Here is a 17519-nt window from a genome sequence, read left to right as displayed (position 1 = left end):
ACACGACCCGGGCAAACCGGGCGCAAAACCCAACCGAGAGGACGCTCCCATGCCCCGACAACTCAACCGCCGCAGCTTTCTGGCATCCACCGCGGCCGGCAGCTTCATCCTGCTGCACCCCTTCTCCGCCCGCGCCCAGGCTGGTCAGGCCCACCTCCGCCTGATGGAAACCACCGACCTGCACGTGCACGTCTGGCCCTACGACTACTACGCCGACAAGCCCGTCGATACGCTGGGCCTGTCCCGCACCGCCTCCATCGTGGCCGAGATCCGGGCCGAGGCCACCAACTCGCTCCTGCTCGACAACGGCGACTTCCTGCAAGGCAACCCGATGGGCGATTACATCGCCTACGAACGCGGGATGAAGGAGGGCGACAGCCACCCCGTCATCACCGCCATGAACACCGTCGGCATCGAGGTCTCGACGCTGGGCAACCACGAGTTCAACTACGGGCTCGAGTTCCTAACCAAGGCGCTGGCCGGGGCGGGCTACCCTGTGGTCTGCGCCAACATCGTCAAGCCCGGCGGCGGCGAGACCCTGCTGGAGCCCTACGTCATCCTCGATCGCGAGCTCATCGACGGCGCCGGCGAGAAGCATCCCATCCGGATCGGCATCATCGGCTTCGTCCCGCCCCAGGTCATGAACTGGGATCGCAAGCACCTCGAGGGCAACGTCGAGGCGCGCGACATCTTGGCCTCGGCCCGCAAGTACGTGCCCGAGATGCGCGAGGCCGGGGCCGATATCGTCATCGCCCTGTCCCACTCCGGCATCGGCTCGGCGGACGAGACCGAGATGATGGAAAACGCCTCCGTCCCGCTCGCCGCCATCGACGGCATCGACTGCGTGATGACCGGCCACAGCCACCTCGTCTTCCCCTCCGACACCTACGCCGACTATGCCGCCGTCGATGCCGCCGCCGGCACGATCCACGGCAAACCCGCCGTCATGGGCGGTTTCTGGGGCTCCCACCTCGGGCTCATCGACCTGATGCTCGAGAAGGACGGCTCCGGCTGGCGCGTCACCGGCCACACCGCCGAGGCCCGCCCCATCTCCAAGCGCAACGAGGACCGCTCCATCACCGCGCTGGTCGAGGACGACCAGGCCGTGCTCGACTCTGTGAAGGCCGAGCACGAGGCCACGCTGGAATACGTACGCCGCGCCGTCGGCACCACCACCGTGCCGCTGCACAGCTACTTCGCGCTGGTGGCCGACGACCCTTCCGTGCAGGTCGTGTCCAACGCCCAGACCTGGTATATCGAGCAGATGATGCAGGGCACCGAGTGGGAGGGCCTGCCGATCCTCTCCGCCGCCGCCCCCTTCAAGGCCGGTGGCCGTGGCGGGCCGGAGTACTACACCGATGTCGCGCCCGGTGCCGTCGCCATCAAGAACGTGGCCGACCTGTACCTCTACCCCAACACCGTCCGCGCCGTGCTGATCGACGGCGCAACGGTCAAGGACTGGCTCGAGCGGTCTGCGGGCATGTTCAACCAGATCGACCCCGGCAGCGCCGACGCGATCCTGCTGAACCCCGATTTCCCCAGCTACAACTTCGACATCATCGACGGCGTCACCTATCAGATCGACCTCTCCCAACCGTCGAAATATGGCCCCAAGGGCGAGCCGCTGAACCCCGATGCCAACCGCATCGTCAACCTTCAGTTCAACGGGCAACCCATTGACCCGGCGCAACAATTCGTTGTGGCCACCAACAACTACCGCGCCGAGGGCGGCGGCAGCTTCCCCGGCGCCGATGGCTCCACCATCATCTTCGAAGGCCCCGATACCAACCGCGACGTGATCGTGCGCTACATCGTGGAGCAAGGCGAGATCGCCCCCGCCGCCGATGCAAACTGGACCTTCGCACCCCTCGAAGGCACCACCGTGCTCTTCGAGACCGGCCCCAAGGCGGCCGACTACGCGGCCTCGGTGAAGGGCGTCACCATCGAGCCCGCAGGCGACGGGGCCGACGGCTTCGCCGCCTTCCGCATCACGCTCTGAACCAGAAGGGGCGGCTCCGATCCCCGGAGCCGCCCCTGTTCCTGCGCAGCCGTGAGCGGCTTGCCCGTCAGGTCAGCCGGCTGATGACCACCACGACTTCGGGCTTCTTGCCGATCTCTTCCACCGCTGTCTGGCGCACCACGCGGCGCAGCCCCTCTTCGAGCTGGTCGTCGTCGGTCAGCACCTTATCGTCGGCCCGCTGGATGAATCCGTCCGCCGCCGCCTCGATCAGTTCCACCAGCGGCGCGCGTGAGCGGCCCTCCTCGGGCAGGCCCACCAGCTCCGCCCAGGGCTCGCCCAGCGGCTCGTCGTTCTCGTCCATGATGAGCGTCACGAAGACCTGGCCATTCAGCGCCACCCGGATCCGATCGCGCACCACGCCGTCCAGCGCCCCGATCTTCACCGAGCCGTCCAGATAGGTCCGGCCGGTCTCGACATATTCCACGATCTGCGGCTGCGGGCCGGTCAGGTCCACCATCGAGCCATTCACCGCCACCACCGACGGGATGCCCTTGGCCTCCCCCGCCTTGGCGTGCTCGCGCAGCATCCGGTGCTCGCCGTGCATCGGCACGAGGATCTTCGGGTGCATCAGGTCGTGCATCGCCTCGAGGTCGGGCCGGTTGGCATGGCCAGACACGTGATACAGGCCGCCCGAGTCGTCCACCACGTCGACGCCCATCTCCGAGAAGGCGTTGACGATCCTGAGCACGCCGCGCTCGTTGCCGGGGATGGTCTTGGACGAGAACAGGAAGGTATCGCCCTCCTTCATCGTCAGCCCGAGAAACTTGCCGCGGCTCAGCTGCGCCGAGGCCGCCCGCCGCTCGCCCTGGCTGCCGGTGACGATCAGCATGAGGCTCTCGCGCGGGAGATCCACGGCCTCCTCGGGCGTCACCGTATGCGGAAACTTCTCCAGCACGCCGGTGTCGATGGCCACTGCCACCATTCGCTTCATCGCGCGCCCCAGCAGGCAGACCGACCGGCCCGCCGCCACGCCGGCATCCGCCAGAGTCTTCACCCGCGCCACGTTGGAGGCAAAGGTGGTGCAGACGATCATGCCCTCGGCTTCCGCCACCAGCCTGTTCAACGCCGGCGGCAGCGAGCCCTCCGAACGGCCCGGGTTGGGGCTCATGATGTTGGTGCTGTCGCAGACCAGCGCCTGCACGCCCGGCTTGGCGATCTCGTTCCACAGCTTCGGGTCGAAGGCCTCGCCGACCACCGGGTTGCCGTCGAGCTTGAAGTCTCCGGTATGCACGACCCGCCCCGCCGGCGTGTCGATCACCAGGCCGGAGCTCTCGGGGATCGAGTGGGACACCGGCACGAAGCCCACCTTGAACGGCCCGGCCTTCACGGTCTCAGGCCAGGCGCCGACGGCATTTACATGCTCCACGTCCTGCCCTTGCTCGTCCATCTTGCGCACTGCCAGCGCGGCGGTGAAACGACGGCAGAACACCGGCGCCCGCAGATCGGCCCAGAAGTGCCCGATGCCGCCCACGTGGTCCTCGTGGCCATGGGTGATGAAGATCGCCTCCAGCCGGTCCCGGTTCTCCTTGAGCCAGGTCATGTCGGGAAAGATCAGGTCCACCCCCGGCGTGCCGTCCATGTCAGGAAAGGTCACGCCCAGATCCACCAGGATCAGGCGCTCCTGACCCGGTTTTCCGTAGCCGTAAACGTAGGCGTTCATGCCCACCTCTCCGGCCCCCCCGAGAGGAAGGTAGATCAGCCGCTCGTCACTCATGCAGTCTGCCCCGCTTGGCTCATGTTATAGGCATGGATCACCGTCAGCCCATGCATCGTAAGGTCGTCCTCGAATGCGTCGAACCGGGCGTGCCCCATCTGGAAGAGCGGCGCAAGCCCGCCGGTCGAAATCACCCGCATTTCCTTGCCGTACTCGGCCTTTATCTGGTCGCAGATGCCATTCACGAGGCCCACATAGCCCCAGAACACGCCCGACTGCATGCAGGCCACCGTATTGGTGCCAATCACCTTCTCGGGCTTGGTCACATCCACATGCGGCAGTGCCGCCGCGGCCATGTGCAGCGCCTCCAGGCTCAGGTTCACGCCCGGCGCAATCACGCCACCCACATAGGCCCCGTCCTCGGCCACCACGTCCATCGTGGTCGCCGTGCCGAAATCCACCACGATCAGGTTGCCGCCATGCCGGTCGAAGGCGCCCGCCGTGTTCACCAGCCGGTCGGGGCCCACCGCCACGCCCGCGTCCACCCGCGGCGGCACCGGCAGCTCGCAGCCTGGCTTGCCCACCACCATCGGACGGCAGTTGAAGTAGCGATCCGAGAAGACCCGCAGGTTGAACACCACCCGCGGCACCGTGGAGGAGATGATCACCGCGTCGATGTCGATCGGCACCTTGCGGTGCTCCATGAGCTGGCTGAACCACACCCAGTACTGGTCGGCGGTGCGCTGATGCTCGGAGGAGGTCCGCAGCGTGGCCAGAAAGCTCTCGCCGTCCCAGACCGAGAACACCGTGTTGGTATTGCCGCAGTCGATGCAGAGCAGCATGGCAGCGTCCCTCTCAGAAAAAGACCTCGGCGGCCGCTATGCCGCGCAGTCCGGTGTCGGTTTGAAGCTGAAGGTAACCCATCTCGTCGATGGTCTTGAAGGTGCCGGTCACAGCCTCGCCGGGCAGTCGCGCGGTGATGGTCTGGCCCAGCCTCGCTGCCCGGTCGAGCCAGGCCCGGCGGATCGGGCCGAAGCCCTGGGCCGTGAAGGCCTGCTCGTGCCGCGCATAGGCCGGCGCCAGCGCATCGAGAAACTCCTCGGGCGTCACCTGCACGCCGGTCTCCTCGGCCAGCGCCACCGGCCTGACTGCGCCTTCTTCCACCTCTCCCGCGACCGGCGGCTCGATCAGGTTCACCCCGATGCCGATGAGCAACCCGTCCAGCGTGCCATCGCGCCGTGGCCCGAGGCTCTCCAGCAGGATCCCCGCTAGCTTGCCGCCATTGAGCAGCACGTCGTTCGGCCATTTCAGCGAGAGCCCGTCCGGCCGCCCGGTGACGGCCACGACGGCATCGAAGAGCGCCAGCGCCGCGACAAAGCTCCTCTGCGCCGCCGCCTGCGCCGTGCCGGGGCGCGGCAGGGCCAGCGTTGCGGTGAAGGCCCCGCGCGGATTGGCCCAGGGCCGCCCGCGCCGCCCGTGGCCACCGGTCTGGCGATGCGCCAGCACCCAGGTCGGACGCAGGTAGCCCGCAAAGCCGTCGCGGGCCACCGTCATCGTGGATGGGCAGCTGTCGAGGACGACCCGGTCCGCGTCAGTTGACAAGGGTGGCCGCCGCTGCCGCCGCAAGGCCGTCGACCCCGAAGAGGTTGACGATGCCGAGGATCATGATCGCCGCGGAGGCCACCAGAAATCCAAAGCCGAGCGGGCTCATGTGGCCCTCCACCGGCTCCACGCTCTCCTCGCCGAAGTAGAGGTAGTAGACGATGCGCAGGTAGTAGAACGCTCCGATGACCGAGGCCACCGCACCGGCCACCGCAAGCCAGGTCATGCCCGCATCCACCGCCGCCATGAGCACTGCGAACTTGCCGAAGAAGCCCAGCAGCGGGGGCACGCCCGCAAGGCTGAACATCAGCACCAGGAGCGCCAGCGCCTTCACCGGCTCCCGGTTGCCCAGCTGCCGCAGGCTGTCGATCGAGGTGATATGCCGCCCGTCGCGCTCCATGCTCAGGATGAAGGCGAAGGTGCCGATGTTCATGGTCACGTAGATCGCCATGTAGATCAGCATCGCCGTCACGCCCTGCTCGGTGCCCGAGGCGAGGCCGACCAGCGCGTAGCCCATGTGGGCGATCGAGGAATAGGCCATGAGCCGCTTGATGTCGCGCTGGCCCACGGCGGCAATCGCGCCGAGGAACATCGAGAGCACCGCCAGCAGCGCCAGGATCTGCCCCCAGTCGCCGGTGGCGTTGCCGAAGGCATCATGCAGCACGCGGGCAAAGAGCCCCATCGCCGCCACCTTGGGTGCGGTCGCGAAGAAGGCCGTGATCGGCGTCGGTGCGCCTTCGTAAACGTCGGGCGTCCACATGTGGAACGGCACGGCACTGACCTTGAAGGCGAGTCCCGAGACGATGAAGACGAGGCCGATGAGCAGGCCCAGCGGCATCTCGCCCCCGCCCGCGGCGGCGATGATCCCGTCAAACTGCGTGGTGCCCGCGTAGCCGTAGGTGAGCGACGCGCCATAGAGCAGCAGGCCCGAGGAGAGCGCGCCCAGCACGAAGTACTTGAGCCCGGCTTCCGTCGATTTCACCCCGTCGCGCCGGATCGCGGCCACCACGTAGAGCGCCAGCGATTGCAGCTCGAGGCCCATGTAGAGCGCCATCAGGTCGCCCGCCGAGACCATCAGCATCATGCCGACGACCGCCAGCACCACGAGGATCGGGTATTCGAACCGCAGCAGCCCGCGGCGCGCCATGAACTCCTGCCCCATCATCATCACGCAGGCCGCGCTGACCAGGATCACCACCTTGGCGAAGCGGGCAAAGCCGTCGTCGATGAACAGGCCGCCAAAGGCCGAGCGGTCATTGCCCCCCGACATCAGCACCCAGACGGCCACGGCCAGCATCACCGCGCTGGCGGCCCAGCTGATCGAGCCGGCCATCCCGTCCTTCTCGGTGTAGACGGCGGCGAGCAGCGCCACCATCGCGAAGAGCGAAAGAAAGATCTCCGGCAGGAGAATGGCGAGGTCGGTCGCAATCATCAGTGGTCTCCCGTTTCCGCCACTTGCGTCGCCGGGCTGAAGTCGGCCACAGCAGTCTCGTACTTGCCGATGAGGGCCTCCACCGAGGGCCCGATCACATCGGTCACCAGCGCCGGGTAAACACCCAGGAGCAGGGTCATCACCACCAGCGGCGCAAAGATTGCGCGCTCGCGACGGCTCATGTCGGTGATGGTCTTCAGGCTTTCCTTGATGAGGTCGCCCAGCACCACCCGGCGATAGAGCCAGAGCGCATAGGCGGCGCTGAGGATCACCCCCGAGGTGGCAAAGAGCGCCACCCAGGTGTTCACCTGGAAGATCCCCATGAGCACGAGGAACTCGCCGATGAAGCCGCTGGTGCCCGGCAGGCCAACGTTGGCCATGGTGAAGAAGCAGAAGATCAGCGCATAGGCCGGCATCCGGTTGATGAGCCCGCCATAGGCGTCGATCTCGCGGGTGTGCATCCGGTCGTAGATCACGCCGACGATGAGAAAGAGCGCGCCCGAGATGAACCCGTGGCTGATCATCTGGAAGATCGCGCCGTCGATCCCCTGCTGGTTGGCGGCAAAGATGCCCATTGTCACGTAGCCCATGTGCGCCACCGAGGAGTAGGCGATCAGCTTCTTCATGTCTTCCTGCGCCAGCGCGACCAGCGAGGTGTAGACAATGGCAATGGCACTCATCCAGAACACCAGCGGCGCCAGCAGGTCAGAGGCCACCGGGAACATCGGCAGGCTGAACCGCAGAAAGCCATAGCCCCCCATCTTGAGCAGGATCGCCGCCAGCACCACCGAACCCGCTGTCGGCGCCTGCACGTGGGCGTCGGGCAGCCAGGTGTGCACCGGCCACATCGGCATCTTCACCGCGAAGCTGGCGAAGAAGGCCAGAAACAGCAGCGTCTGGAGCCCGCCCACGATCTGAAAGCCGAACAGGCTGATCCCGCCCGTCGAGAAATTGTGCTGCAACAGCATGGCAATGTCGGTCGTGCCCGCATCCACATACATCGCGATCATCGCCACCAGCATCAGCACCGAGCCGAGGAAGGTGTAGAGAAAGAACTTGAACGCCGCGTAGATCCGGTTCGCCCCGCCCCAGATGCCGATGATCAGGAACATCGGGATCAGGCCGGCTTCGAAGAACAGGTAGAAGAGCACCAGGTCCAGCGCGCAGAACACGCCGAGCATCAGCGTCTCCAGCAGCAGGAAGGCGATCATGTATTCCTTCACGCGGGTCTTCACGTTCCAGGCCGACCAGATGGTCAGCGGCATCAGGAAGGTGGTGAGCATGACGAAGAGCACCGAAATGCCGTCCACACCCATCTTGTATTTCAGCCCCATCAGCCACGCGCGCTCTTCCACGAACTGAAAGCCGGTGTCCGAGGGGTCGAACTGCGCGATCAGGAAGAGCGAGACGATGAAGGTCGCGCCCGTGGCGATCATCGCCAGCCACTTGGCATTGGTCTGGGCCGCCACGTCCTCGCCGCGCAGGAACAGGGCCAGGATCACCGCCGCGATGGCCGGAATGAAGGTGATGATCGAAAGAAGGTTGTCCATCAGTTGGCCCCTCCGGTGATAGACATCCAGGTGACGAGCACCACGATCCCGAGCACCATCGCCGCCGCATAGGCGAAAATGTAGCCCGACTGCGCCCGGCCCGCGAGACGGGTGAAGAAGGGAATGATCCCGAGGGCCAGCCCGTTGATCCCGCCGTCGATGGTCGCCGTGTCGCCCTTCTTCCAGAGGAAGGCGCCGAGGTTTCGGGCAGGCCGCACGAAGACCGCGTCATAGATCTCGTCGAAGTACCACTTGTTCAGCAGGAACTGGTAGAGAATGGGCTGGTTCTGGGCCAGCTGCTTGGGCGTTTCGGGGCGGCGGATGTAGAACACCCAGGCCAGGACGAGGCCAAGAAGCATCGCCAGGAAGGGCGAGAGCTTCACCCACTTGGGCACCTCGTGGGCGTCGTCGAGCACGGTGTTCTCCGGCCCGAAATAGAGCGCGCCATCGCCGGGGTTGCCGCCGAATGCCGCATGATGCTCGCCGCCCTCCATGGCGTGATCGGTCACCACCACTTCCACGTCTTCCGGGCTCTCGGCCATCTCCGTGCCGTGGCCTTCCTCGGCCGCAGCGCTTTCGCCGTGGCCCTCTTCCGCAGCGGCTTCGGAGTGGCCTTCCTCGGTGGCATGGGCCTCACCGGCCAGCGGGATGCCGTAGAACTTCGCCACCTGGTCGGTGTGCCCGAAGAAGCTCGACATCCAGATCATGCCCGCGAACACCGCGCCAAGCGCCAGAACGCCGAGCGGAACGAGCATGGTCATCGGGCTCTCGTGGGCATGCTCATGGGTGTGCTTGTCGCCCCGCGGCTTGCCGAAGAAAGTCATGAACATCAGCCGCCAGGAGTAGAAGCTGGTCATGGCCGCCGCGATCACCAGCAGGGCAAAACCCAGCGTCCCCGCCGGCGTGCCCGCCGCAAAGGCGCTCTCGATGATCGCATCCTTCGAGAGGAACCCGGCAAAGCCGATGTAGGTGAGCGGAATGCCCACGCCGGTGATCGCCAGCGTGCCGATCATCATCGCCCAGTAGGTATAGGGCAGCTTGTGGCGCAGCCCGCCGTAGTTCCGCATGTCCTGCTCGTGGTGCATCCCGTGGATCACCGAGCCCGCCCCGAGGAACAGCATCGCCTTGAAGAAGGCGTGCGTGAAGAGGTGGAACATCGCCGCCGAGTACATGCCGACGCCCGCGGCCACGAACATGTAGCCGAGCTGCGAGCAGGTGGAGTAGGCGATCACGCGCTTGATGTCGTTCTGCACGAGGCCCACCGTGGCGGCAAAGAAGGCGGTGAAGGCGCCGATGTAGACGATGAAGGTCTTGGCCTCGGGCGCAAACTCGTAGAGCGGCGACATCCGGCAGACCAGGAACACCCCCGCCGTCACCATGGTCGCGGCATGGATCAGCGCCGAAACCGGGGTCGGGCCTTCCATCGCGTCGGGCAGCCAGGTGTGCAGGAAGAGCTGCGCCGACTTGCCCATGGCGCCCACGAAAAGCAGGAAGCCCAGCAGGTTGGCCGCGTTCCACTCGGTCCACAGGAAGGTGATGTTGGTCTGCGCCAGTTCGGGCGCGGCGGCAAAGATCACGTCCATGTCGATGCTGTCGGTCAGAAAAAACAGCCCGAAGATGCCGAGCGCAAAGCCGAAGTCGCCGACCCGGTTGACCACGAAGGCCTTGATCGAGGCCGCCCCGGCGGAGGGCTTGCGAATGTAGAAGCCGATCAGCAGATAGGAGGCCACGCCCACCCCTTCCCAGCCGAAGAACATCTGCACGAGGTTGTCGGCAGTGACGAGGCTGAGCATCGCGAAGGTGAAGAACGACAGGTAGGCAAAGAACCGCGGCCGGTAGCTCTCGCCCTCCCGGAAGTGCGAGTCATGCGCCATGTAGCCGAACGAGTAGAGGTGCACGAGGCTCGAGACCGTGGTGACCACGATCAGCATGATCGCCGTCAGCCGGTCGAGCCGGATCGCCCAGTCGGTGGAGAGGCTGCCGCTCTCGATCCAGCGCATGATGGTGATCTGCTCGGTCTGCCCGTCGAAGGAGAAGAACACGATCCAGCTCAGGATCGCCGACAGGAACAGGAGCCCCGTGGCAATCACCATGCCCGCCTTCTCGCCGATGGCCCGCCAACCGAAGCCGCAGATGATGGCGCCGACGAGTGGCGCGAAGAGGATGATGGTTTCCATGTCCCCCTACCCCTTCATGTTGTTGACGTCTTCCACCGCGATCGTGCCGCGGTTGCGGAAGAAGCAGACGAGGATGGCAAGCCCGATGGCGGCCTCTGCGGCGGCGACGGTCAGCACGAACAGCGTGAAGACCTGGCCGGTGAGATCGCCCAGGAAGGCCGAGAAGGCCACGAGGTTGATGTTGACCGCAAGCAGCATCAGCTCGATCGACATCAGGATGATGATCACGTTCTTCCGGTTCAGGAAGATCCCGAAGATCCCGATGACGAAGAGCGCGGCGGCCACCGTCAGATAATGTTCGAGTCCAACCATGTCTTTCGCCTGCCTCTATTTTGCCGCAGCCAGCGCCGCACAGACGCAGGCTCCGAAATCCGCATCGGTCACGTCGATCGAACCGCCCGCAGACGCAACCAGCCGGCCCATCTGTCCCTTGAATCCCAGAAAGCCGCCGCTCATCGGGTTGGGTTGCTTGTCCGCGAGCTCACGGATGCCCTGCAAGGTTTCGCTCTCCGACCCCTCGGGCAGGAAGATCACTTCCCCCAGCCTCCCCCGCGGGCAGGTCATCACCGCCGCGACCCCGGGCCCGGCGCCGGTCTTGTGCCAGAACGCAACGTCCTCGGCCAGCGCCTCGGCCTGCACGGTGTTGCCCGCCTGAACTGCCAGCGCATGGCCTTCCGGCGCTCCATGCCGCGCAGTCGGCACACAGGCCGAAGGATCGGCCGCCGCCAGAGAAGACGCTGCCAGCACCGCCGCAAGAGAAATGCCCGCCAGCCTCATATGCCCGTCCCCACGCGATGGCTCCGCCTGAGCCGCCAGCGGCGGTAGACCCGCAGCACGGCGATGCCGGCAATGGCTTTCGCCGCCCAGAGCCCGGCAAGCCCGCCGATTCCGACGGTAGCCAGCATCATGTTCCACAGGTCCAGCATCTAGAGCCCCTGCCCCGGTTTCACGTCGCGCAGCTCCATCGCCTTGGCCGGGTCGCGGTACATCTGCGCCAGCACGTCCTGCCGCTTGATGTCCTGGCGGTGGCGCAGCGTCAGAACGATCGCCCCGATCATCGCCACCAGCAGGATCAGCCCTGCAACCTGGAACAGCAGGAAATACTGGTCATAGAGCACCATGCCCAGCATTCCGGTGTTGGGCGTGTTGGTGGGCCGGATCTCGCCCAGGCTGCCCGCCACGGCCACGCCATCGGCGCTGACCCAGGCCCCGTAAACCATGCCGAGCTCCATCAGGAGGATCACGCCGATCAGCGCCGCCAGAGGCACATAGCGGGCCATCTCGCCCCGCAATTCGGCAAAATCCACGTCGAGCATCATCACGACGAAGAGGAAGAGCACCGCGACCGCACCCACGTAGACGATGACCAGAAGCATCGCCACGAACTCCGCGCCCAGCAGCACGAAGAGCCCGGCAGCGCTGAGAAAGCTCAGGATCAGCCAGAGTACCGAATGCACCGGGTTGCGGCTGACCACCACGAAGAAGCCCGCCACCACCACGATGATCGCGGCCACGTAAAAGGCAAAGTCGGCGACCGTCATGCGCCCTCTCCCTTGGTTTTCTGGATCTCGGCCTGGGCCAGTTCCATCGCCTTGGTCATGGCAGGCACACCGCCGAACATGCTCATCATGGCGATCACCTCGGCCACCTCCTGCGGGGTGGCCCCGGCCTCCAGCGCATGGCGCACCGTGAGCGTGATCTGGTCTTCCGCCTGCGCCCCAAGCACCGTCAGCGCCGCCAGCGTCACCAGCAGCCTGGTCCGCGCGTCCAGACCCTCGGGGTTGAAGGTCTTGCCCATCCACATCTCCATCATGTCCTTGGGCATGGTGGGCATGAAATCCCCCATCCCGGGCATCTTGAAGGAGGCGAGATCAGGGTTGATGGACTTGGCCATCTCCTGCCCCTGCTCCATGAGCTGCTGGAAGAGCTTGGTGAAATCGGCGGTCATCGGTACGGCGCGTCCAGTTCGAGGTTGCGGGCAATCTCGGCCTCCCAGCGGTCGCCGTTGGCCAGAAGCTTGGCCTTGTCGTAGAACAGCTCTTCGCGGGTCTCCGTGGCGAACTCGAAGTTCGGGCCTTCCACGATGGCATCTACCGGGCAGGCCTCCTGGCAGAAGCCGCAGTAGATGCACTTGGTCATGTCGATGTCGTAGCGCGTGGTGCGGCGGCTGCCGTCCTCGCGCGGCTCTGCGTCGATGGTGATCGCCTGGGCTGGGCAGATCGCCTCACAGAGCTTGCAGGCAATGCAGCGCTCCTCGCCGTTGGGGTAGCGCCGCAGCGCGTGCTCGCCCCGGAACCGCGGGCTGAGCGGCCCTTTCTCATGCGGATAGTTCACCGTCGCCTTGGGCGCGAAGAAATACTTCAGCCCAAGCCGAAACCCCGCAATCCAGTCGGACAGCAGAAAATACTTCGTGGCCCGGTTCCAGTCGATCTGGGTCATGTGGCTCTCTTCATCCCTTCAGGTTGAAGTCGCTGCGCATCTGCGGCGCGTTCTTGGCCTTCTCCTCGGCCCTCTTGATCTCTTCGAAGGGGTCGACGCCCCGAAGCGAACAGTGCAGCGCGTGCAGAACCCCGGTAAAGTCGTCCACGCTCACCAGCGCCGGTGTCTTCACCTTGCCCGCCAGCCCCTCGAACCAGGCGTTCACCACCCGGCCGGTCTTGGCGAGCTGTTCGCCCTCGAGCTGCGGCAGGTCGTAGCCCATGCGCTTCTCGGCCAGCCAGTTGTTCACCACCATGCCGGTGCTGTCGGCGGTGATCTGGTCCCACTTCGGCTTGTCGGCCCCGAAACTCGAAAGCATCACCTTCCGGAACTTGCCCGCCTCGTCGTAGATCACCGCGTGCGGCGCCTCTTCCATCCAGGTCGCAATCGCCTCCGCGGCGGTCATCTCTTGGTCCGACATGTCATCCTCCCATCGCAAACCGTGCCCAGAACGCGCCGAACACCTCGAATTTCGCCAGGAACGCCACGACAACGACCCAGGCCAGCGAGAACGGCAGGAAGACCTTCCAGCCGATCCGCATGAGCTGATCATAGCGATAACGCGGCGTGATGGCTTTGATCATCGAGAAGATGAAGAAGAAGAAGCACATCTTCAGCACCATCCAGAGGATGCCGTCAGGCAGCCCGGGGATCGGCGAGAGCCAGCCGCCGAAGAAGAGCAGGGTCACCAGGGCGCACATCAGCACCACCGCCACCAGCTCGCCGATCATGAAGAGCAGGAAGGGGGTGGAGGAGTATTCCACCTGGTAGCCCGCAACCAGCTCCGATTCCGCTTCCGGAAGGTCGAAGGGCGGGCGGTTGGTCTCGGCCAGGGCGGAGACGAAGAACAGGAACACCATCGGGAAATGCGGCAGCCAGTACCAGCCCAGTAGGCCCCAACCGGTGTCCTGCGCGGCCACGATGGAGCCAAAGTTCATCGAGCCGGTGGAGATGATCACGCCGATGATGATGAGGCCGATCGAGACCTCGTAGGAGATCATCTGCGCCGCCGAGCGGAGCGAGCCCAGAAAGGGGTATTTCGAGTTCGAGGCCCAGCCGCCCATGATGATGCCGTAGACCTCCAGCGAGGACACGGCGAAGACATAAAGAATGGCCACGTTGATGTCGGCCAGCACCCAGCCGTCGTTGAACGGGATCACCGCCCAGGCGATCAGCGCCATGACGAGGCTGACCATCGGCGCGAGGAAGAACACCGCCTTGTCGGCCCCCGCGGGCACCACGATTTCCTTCACGATGTACTTGCCGAAGTCCGCGAAGGACTGGAGCAGGCCGAAGGCGCCCACGATGTTGGGGCCCTTGCGCATCTGCACCGCCGCCCAGATCTTGCGGTCGGCGTACATCAGGAAGGCAAGCGCCACCATCAGCGGGATCACAAGCAAGAGCACCTGGCCCACGGTCAGGAGGAAGATGCCGAAGCCTGTGTTGGTGAAGAATTCTGCCATCTGCCTTACGTCCTCAAACCGTGGGTATGCCCCGAGACTTGCAATCCTCTACCGTCACTTCCGCGTCGATATTGGTTGGCCCGCTCGGGAGCGCTGGCGATATGGTGTAAACAGCATCCGCCCGCCAAAGGCCAGCCTCTTCGGCGACCCGCGTGCGGACGTGCCGCACGAATCCGTAGCCCCGGATCAGGGTGTATTGCGCGGCGGCGCAGAGGGCATACTCCTCCACGTCCACCTCGTCGCGGGCGCCTTCCATCTCGACGATGAAGTTGACCAGATCGCCATCGAGCAGCCGGGTCTCTATGCCCTTGTAGTCCGGGTCGAACGGCAGCGCCCGGCGGCTGACCACCTCGGGCAGCACGTCGCCCTCGGGGTTGTCGAAGGCCAGCCCATGCCCCTCGGGCCCCGCGCCCGAGCACCCGGCGAGCAGGGCCGCCGCCAGAAGAGCCGAGGTGGCGCGCACCCGGGTTACTCCGCCGCCAGCGGCGCTTCGCGGCGGGCCTTGGCGTTGGCGGAAAGCTCCGCCATCACCTGGCTGGCCCGTGCGATCGGGTTGGTCAGGTAGTGGTCCTTCACCGCCGGCACGAAACTGGCCTTGCCGAGCTTGCCCGCAGGCTCCGGCTGCCAGGCATTCTCCGGCACCGCGTCGATCCCGGCCAGGTGCGGCACCTCCGCCACCAGCGCCTGCCGCAGCTGCGCCAGGCTGTTCCAGGACTGGGCCTCGCCCTCCATCTCCGCCGAGGCGGCACGCAGGATCGCCCAGTTCTCCTTGGCCTCGCCCGGCGGGAAGCCCGCGCGGAAGGCCAGCTGCGGGCGGCCCTCGGTGTTCACGAAGAGCCCGTTCTCCTCGGTCCAGGCGGCAGCCGGCAGGATCACGTCGGCGCGGTGCGCGCCCCGGTCGCCGTGGCTGCCCTGGTAGATCACGAAGGGCCCCTCCCCGATCTCGACCTCGTCGGCGCCGAGGTTCCACACCACCTCGGCCCCTTCCATCGCCTTCTCCATGCCACCCTCGGTGACGGCGCCCACGTCCATCGCGCCCACGCGCGAGGCGGCGGTGTGCAGGATCAGCAGCTTGGCCTGGCGGGCCGTGGCGATCTCCATGGCGGCGGCCAGCACGGCCGCACCGTCCGCCTCGCGGATGGCGCCCTGCCCCACGATCACGATGCCGCGCTCGCCCTCCTCGACAGGCTCGCTCCGGGCCAGCTCGACATGCTCGGCCAGCGCCGCGCGGTCCGCCCCGAAGTGATGCACACCGTAGGTCAGATCCGCTGTCGCGCCGATCACGCCAACCTGCGCCCCGTTGAGCCAGGCCTTGCGGATGCGCGCGTTCAGCACCGGCGCCTCGCTGCGCGGGTTGCACCCGATCAGCAGGATGCCGTTGGCCGTGTCGATGTCCTCGATGCGCGCAGTGCCCACGTAACCCGACCGGTTGCCCGCAGGCAGCTTCGCCCCGTCGGTCCGGCACTCCACGGTGCCGCCCCGGCTCTCCACCAGCTGCTTCAGCGCAAAGGCCGCCTCGACGGGGGCGAGATCGCCCACCAGCCCGGCGATCCTCTTGCCCTTGCTGGCCTCGGCGACCGCCTCCAGCGCCTCGCCCCAGGTGGCGGGCCGCAGCTTGCCGGCCTCGCGAATGTAGGGCTTGTCGAGCCGCTGGCGGCGCAGCCCGTCCCAGACGAACCGGCTCTTGTCCGAAAGCCACTCCTCGTTCACCCCGTCATGGTTGCGGGGCAGGATCCGCATGACTTCGCGGCCTTTCACATCCACCCGGATGTTGGAGCCGAGCGCGTCCATCACGTCGATGGATTCGGTCTTGGTCAGCTCCCAGGGCCGGGCGGTGAAGGCATAGGGCTTGCTCACCAGCGCCCCCACCGGGCAGAGGTCGATGATGTTGCCCTGCAACTCGCTGTCGAGCGTCTCGCCGAGATAGGAGGTGATCTCCGCATCCTCGCCCCGCCCGGTCTGGCCCATCTGGGTGATCCCGGCCACCTCGGTGGTGAAGCGCACGCACCGGGTGCAGCTGATGCAGCGCGTCATGTGGGTCTCGACCAGCGGGCCGAGGTCAAGGTCTTCGCTGGCGCGCTTGGGCTCGCGGTAGCGGCTGAAGTCCACCCCATAGGCCATCGCCTGGTCCTGAAGGTCGCACTCGCCGCCCTGGTCGCAGATCGGGCAGTCGAGCGGGTGGTTGATGAGCAGAAACTCCATCACCCCCTCGCGGGCCTTCTTCACCATCGGCGAATTGGTCTTCACCACCGGCGGCTGGCCCTCGGGGCCGGGGCGCAGGTCCTTGACCTGCATGGCGCAGCTGGCGGCGGGCTTGGGCGGACCGCCCACAACCTCCACCAGGCACATCCGGCAGTTGCCAGCGATGCTCAGGCGCTCGTGGTAGCAGAATCGCGGAACCTCGATCCCGGCCTGTTCACAGGCCTGGATGAGCGTCAACGCGCCCTCCACCTCGATCTCCTGTCCGTCAATGATGATCTTGCGCAGGTCGCTCATGCGGGGCCCTCTTGGCTGCCCCGAAAGGGCGCTCGCAAAAGGCCCATACCCCGCCGCGCCGCATCCGGGTGATGCTGCGCTCTTTTAGGCGTGCCGGGGGGTGAGTTTCAACCCTCACGTCCCCGAAAAATCCCTAACAAGCGCCAAGCCTTACCAGCACCGCCGCGCTGCAGCGGCCGGCCGTGTCACCGCGCCCGCATCAGCGCGCCCGCCTGGGTGTTCGCGGCGATCTCCTCGCGGCCCAGCTTGCAATAGCTCGCGGTGCTTCCATCCACGCCCTTCGACTTCATGTAGGCGCGCGCCTTGGCGATCAGCTTTTCCTTCTCGGCCTTGTCGTCGACATAGGCTTCGATCTCCGCATCGCTGAAGCCTTCCTTGCGGGCCTGGCTCTTCAGGCTGTTGAGAAAACTGTAGCCCTTGATCGTCCGGGTGGAGATCTCCGGGCATTTCTCGGCCACTTCCAGCGCGATCCCCACCGAGATCAGCCCGCCGGTCACCGCTCTGCTGTCGGCGAGCGATTTCGCGGCCGCGGCGCCGGAGAATCCCAGCGCCAGCATCACCGTCACCACCGCGCCCGCCAGCATCTTGCCTGCATGTGTCATCACGTTCACCTTCTCTGTCCTGCCGGGCACATTCCGCACCTCGGG

At 66.0% G+C, this 17519-nt stretch carries 18 protein-coding genes; 1 reads left to right on the top strand and 17 read right to left on the bottom strand.

Features of this window, described 5'->3' with window-relative positions; translation table 11 throughout:
* Positions 1-49: 49 nt before the first annotated feature.
* A complete protein-coding gene (locus BUR94_RS06215; RefSeq protein ID WP_074255359.1) occupies positions 50-1999 on the top strand; it encodes a bifunctional 2',3'-cyclic-nucleotide 2'-phosphodiesterase/3'-nucleotidase in 1950 nt (649 codons plus the stop codon).
* A gap of 67 nt (positions 2000-2066) precedes the next feature.
* Here BUR94_RS06215 and BUR94_RS06210 read toward each other — a convergent pair whose 3' ends face one another.
* The 17 genes from BUR94_RS06210 to BUR94_RS06135 all read right to left on the bottom strand — a co-directional run bounded on the left by BUR94_RS06210 (position 2067) and on the right by BUR94_RS06135 (position 17474).
* Positions 2067-3734 (bottom strand): ribonuclease J, encoded by a 1668-nt coding sequence (locus tag BUR94_RS06210; protein ID WP_074255358.1) that lies wholly within the window; start codon positions 3732-3734, stop codon positions 2067-2069.
* A complete protein-coding gene (locus BUR94_RS06205; RefSeq protein WP_074255357.1) occupies positions 3731-4516 on the bottom strand; it encodes a type III pantothenate kinase in 786 nt (261 codons plus the stop codon). The genes BUR94_RS06210 and BUR94_RS06205 overlap by 4 nt, the downstream gene beginning before the upstream one ends.
* A gap of 13 nt (positions 4517-4529) precedes the next feature.
* Positions 4530-5276 (bottom strand): biotin--[acetyl-CoA-carboxylase] ligase, encoded by a 747-nt coding sequence (locus BUR94_RS06200; RefSeq protein ID WP_074255356.1) that lies wholly within the window; start codon positions 5274-5276, stop codon positions 4530-4532.
* Positions 5266-6708, bottom strand: coding sequence for an NADH-quinone oxidoreductase subunit NuoN (gene nuoN, locus BUR94_RS06195; protein ID WP_074255355.1), 1443 nt, complete (start codon positions 6706-6708; stop codon positions 5266-5268). Before nuoN ends, BUR94_RS06200 begins: the two co-directional genes overlap by 11 nt.
* Positions 6708-8258 (bottom strand): NADH-quinone oxidoreductase subunit M, encoded by a 1551-nt coding sequence (locus BUR94_RS06190; RefSeq protein ID WP_074255354.1) that lies wholly within the window; start codon positions 8256-8258, stop codon positions 6708-6710. The genes nuoN and BUR94_RS06190 overlap by 1 nt, the downstream gene beginning before the upstream one ends.
* A complete protein-coding gene (gene nuoL / locus BUR94_RS06185) occupies positions 8258-10435 on the bottom strand; it encodes an NADH-quinone oxidoreductase subunit L (RefSeq protein WP_074255353.1) in 2178 nt (725 codons plus the stop codon). Before nuoL ends, BUR94_RS06190 begins: the two co-directional genes overlap by 1 nt.
* 6 nt (positions 10436-10441) lie before the next feature.
* Complete coding sequence (gene nuoK, locus BUR94_RS06180; RefSeq protein WP_074255352.1) at positions 10442-10747, bottom strand: NADH-quinone oxidoreductase subunit NuoK; 306 nt, start codon at positions 10745-10747, stop codon at positions 10442-10444.
* A gap of 15 nt (positions 10748-10762) precedes the next feature.
* Positions 10763-11212: a hypothetical protein gene (locus tag BUR94_RS06175; protein ID WP_074255351.1), complete on the bottom strand. Its 450-nt coding sequence runs from the start codon at positions 11210-11212 to the stop codon at positions 10763-10765.
* Complete coding sequence (locus tag BUR94_RS20630; protein WP_175570428.1) at positions 11209-11361, bottom strand: hypothetical protein; 153 nt, start codon at positions 11359-11361, stop codon at positions 11209-11211. The genes BUR94_RS06175 and BUR94_RS20630 overlap by 4 nt, the downstream gene beginning before the upstream one ends.
* Entirely contained in the window at positions 11362-11976 is a 615-nt protein-coding gene (locus BUR94_RS06170) for an NADH-quinone oxidoreductase subunit J (protein WP_074255350.1), read from the bottom strand.
* The gene (locus BUR94_RS06165; RefSeq protein WP_074255349.1) at positions 11973-12383 is read right to left on the bottom strand and encodes a carboxymuconolactone decarboxylase family protein; all 411 of its coding nucleotides are present in this window, start codon (positions 12381-12383) and stop codon (positions 11973-11975) included. The genes BUR94_RS06170 and BUR94_RS06165 overlap by 4 nt, the downstream gene beginning before the upstream one ends.
* Complete coding sequence (gene nuoI / locus BUR94_RS06160; protein ID WP_074255348.1) at positions 12380-12874, bottom strand: NADH-quinone oxidoreductase subunit NuoI; 495 nt, start codon at positions 12872-12874, stop codon at positions 12380-12382. Before nuoI ends, BUR94_RS06165 begins: the two co-directional genes overlap by 4 nt.
* A gap of 10 nt (positions 12875-12884) precedes the next feature.
* Positions 12885-13334, bottom strand: coding sequence for a hypothetical protein (locus BUR94_RS06155; protein ID WP_074255347.1), 450 nt, complete (start codon positions 13332-13334; stop codon positions 12885-12887).
* 1 nt (position 13335) lies between these two features.
* Entirely contained in the window at positions 13336-14376 is a 1041-nt protein-coding gene (nuoH, locus tag BUR94_RS06150) for an NADH-quinone oxidoreductase subunit NuoH (protein WP_074255346.1), read from the bottom strand.
* A gap of 13 nt (positions 14377-14389) precedes the next feature.
* Positions 14390-14839 (bottom strand): hypothetical protein, encoded by a 450-nt coding sequence (locus BUR94_RS06145; protein ID WP_425445231.1) that lies wholly within the window; start codon positions 14837-14839, stop codon positions 14390-14392.
* A 5-nt stretch (positions 14840-14844) separates the two neighbouring features.
* Positions 14845-16872, bottom strand: a complete 2028-nt coding sequence (gene nuoG / locus BUR94_RS06140) for an NADH-quinone oxidoreductase subunit NuoG (RefSeq protein ID WP_074255345.1) — start codon at positions 16870-16872, stop codon at positions 14845-14847.
* A gap of 185 nt (positions 16873-17057) precedes the next feature.
* The gene (locus BUR94_RS06135) at positions 17058-17474 is read right to left on the bottom strand and encodes a DUF5333 domain-containing protein (RefSeq protein ID WP_074257603.1); all 417 of its coding nucleotides are present in this window, start codon (positions 17472-17474) and stop codon (positions 17058-17060) included.
* Positions 17475-17519 lie beyond the last annotated feature (45 nt).

Origin of the sequence: Vannielia litorea, assembly GCF_900142295.1 — a bacterium.
Taxonomy (GTDB): Bacteria; Pseudomonadota; Alphaproteobacteria; order Rhodobacterales; family Rhodobacteraceae; genus Vannielia; species Vannielia litorea.
This window is presented reverse-complemented; position numbering and strand designations above follow the sequence as displayed.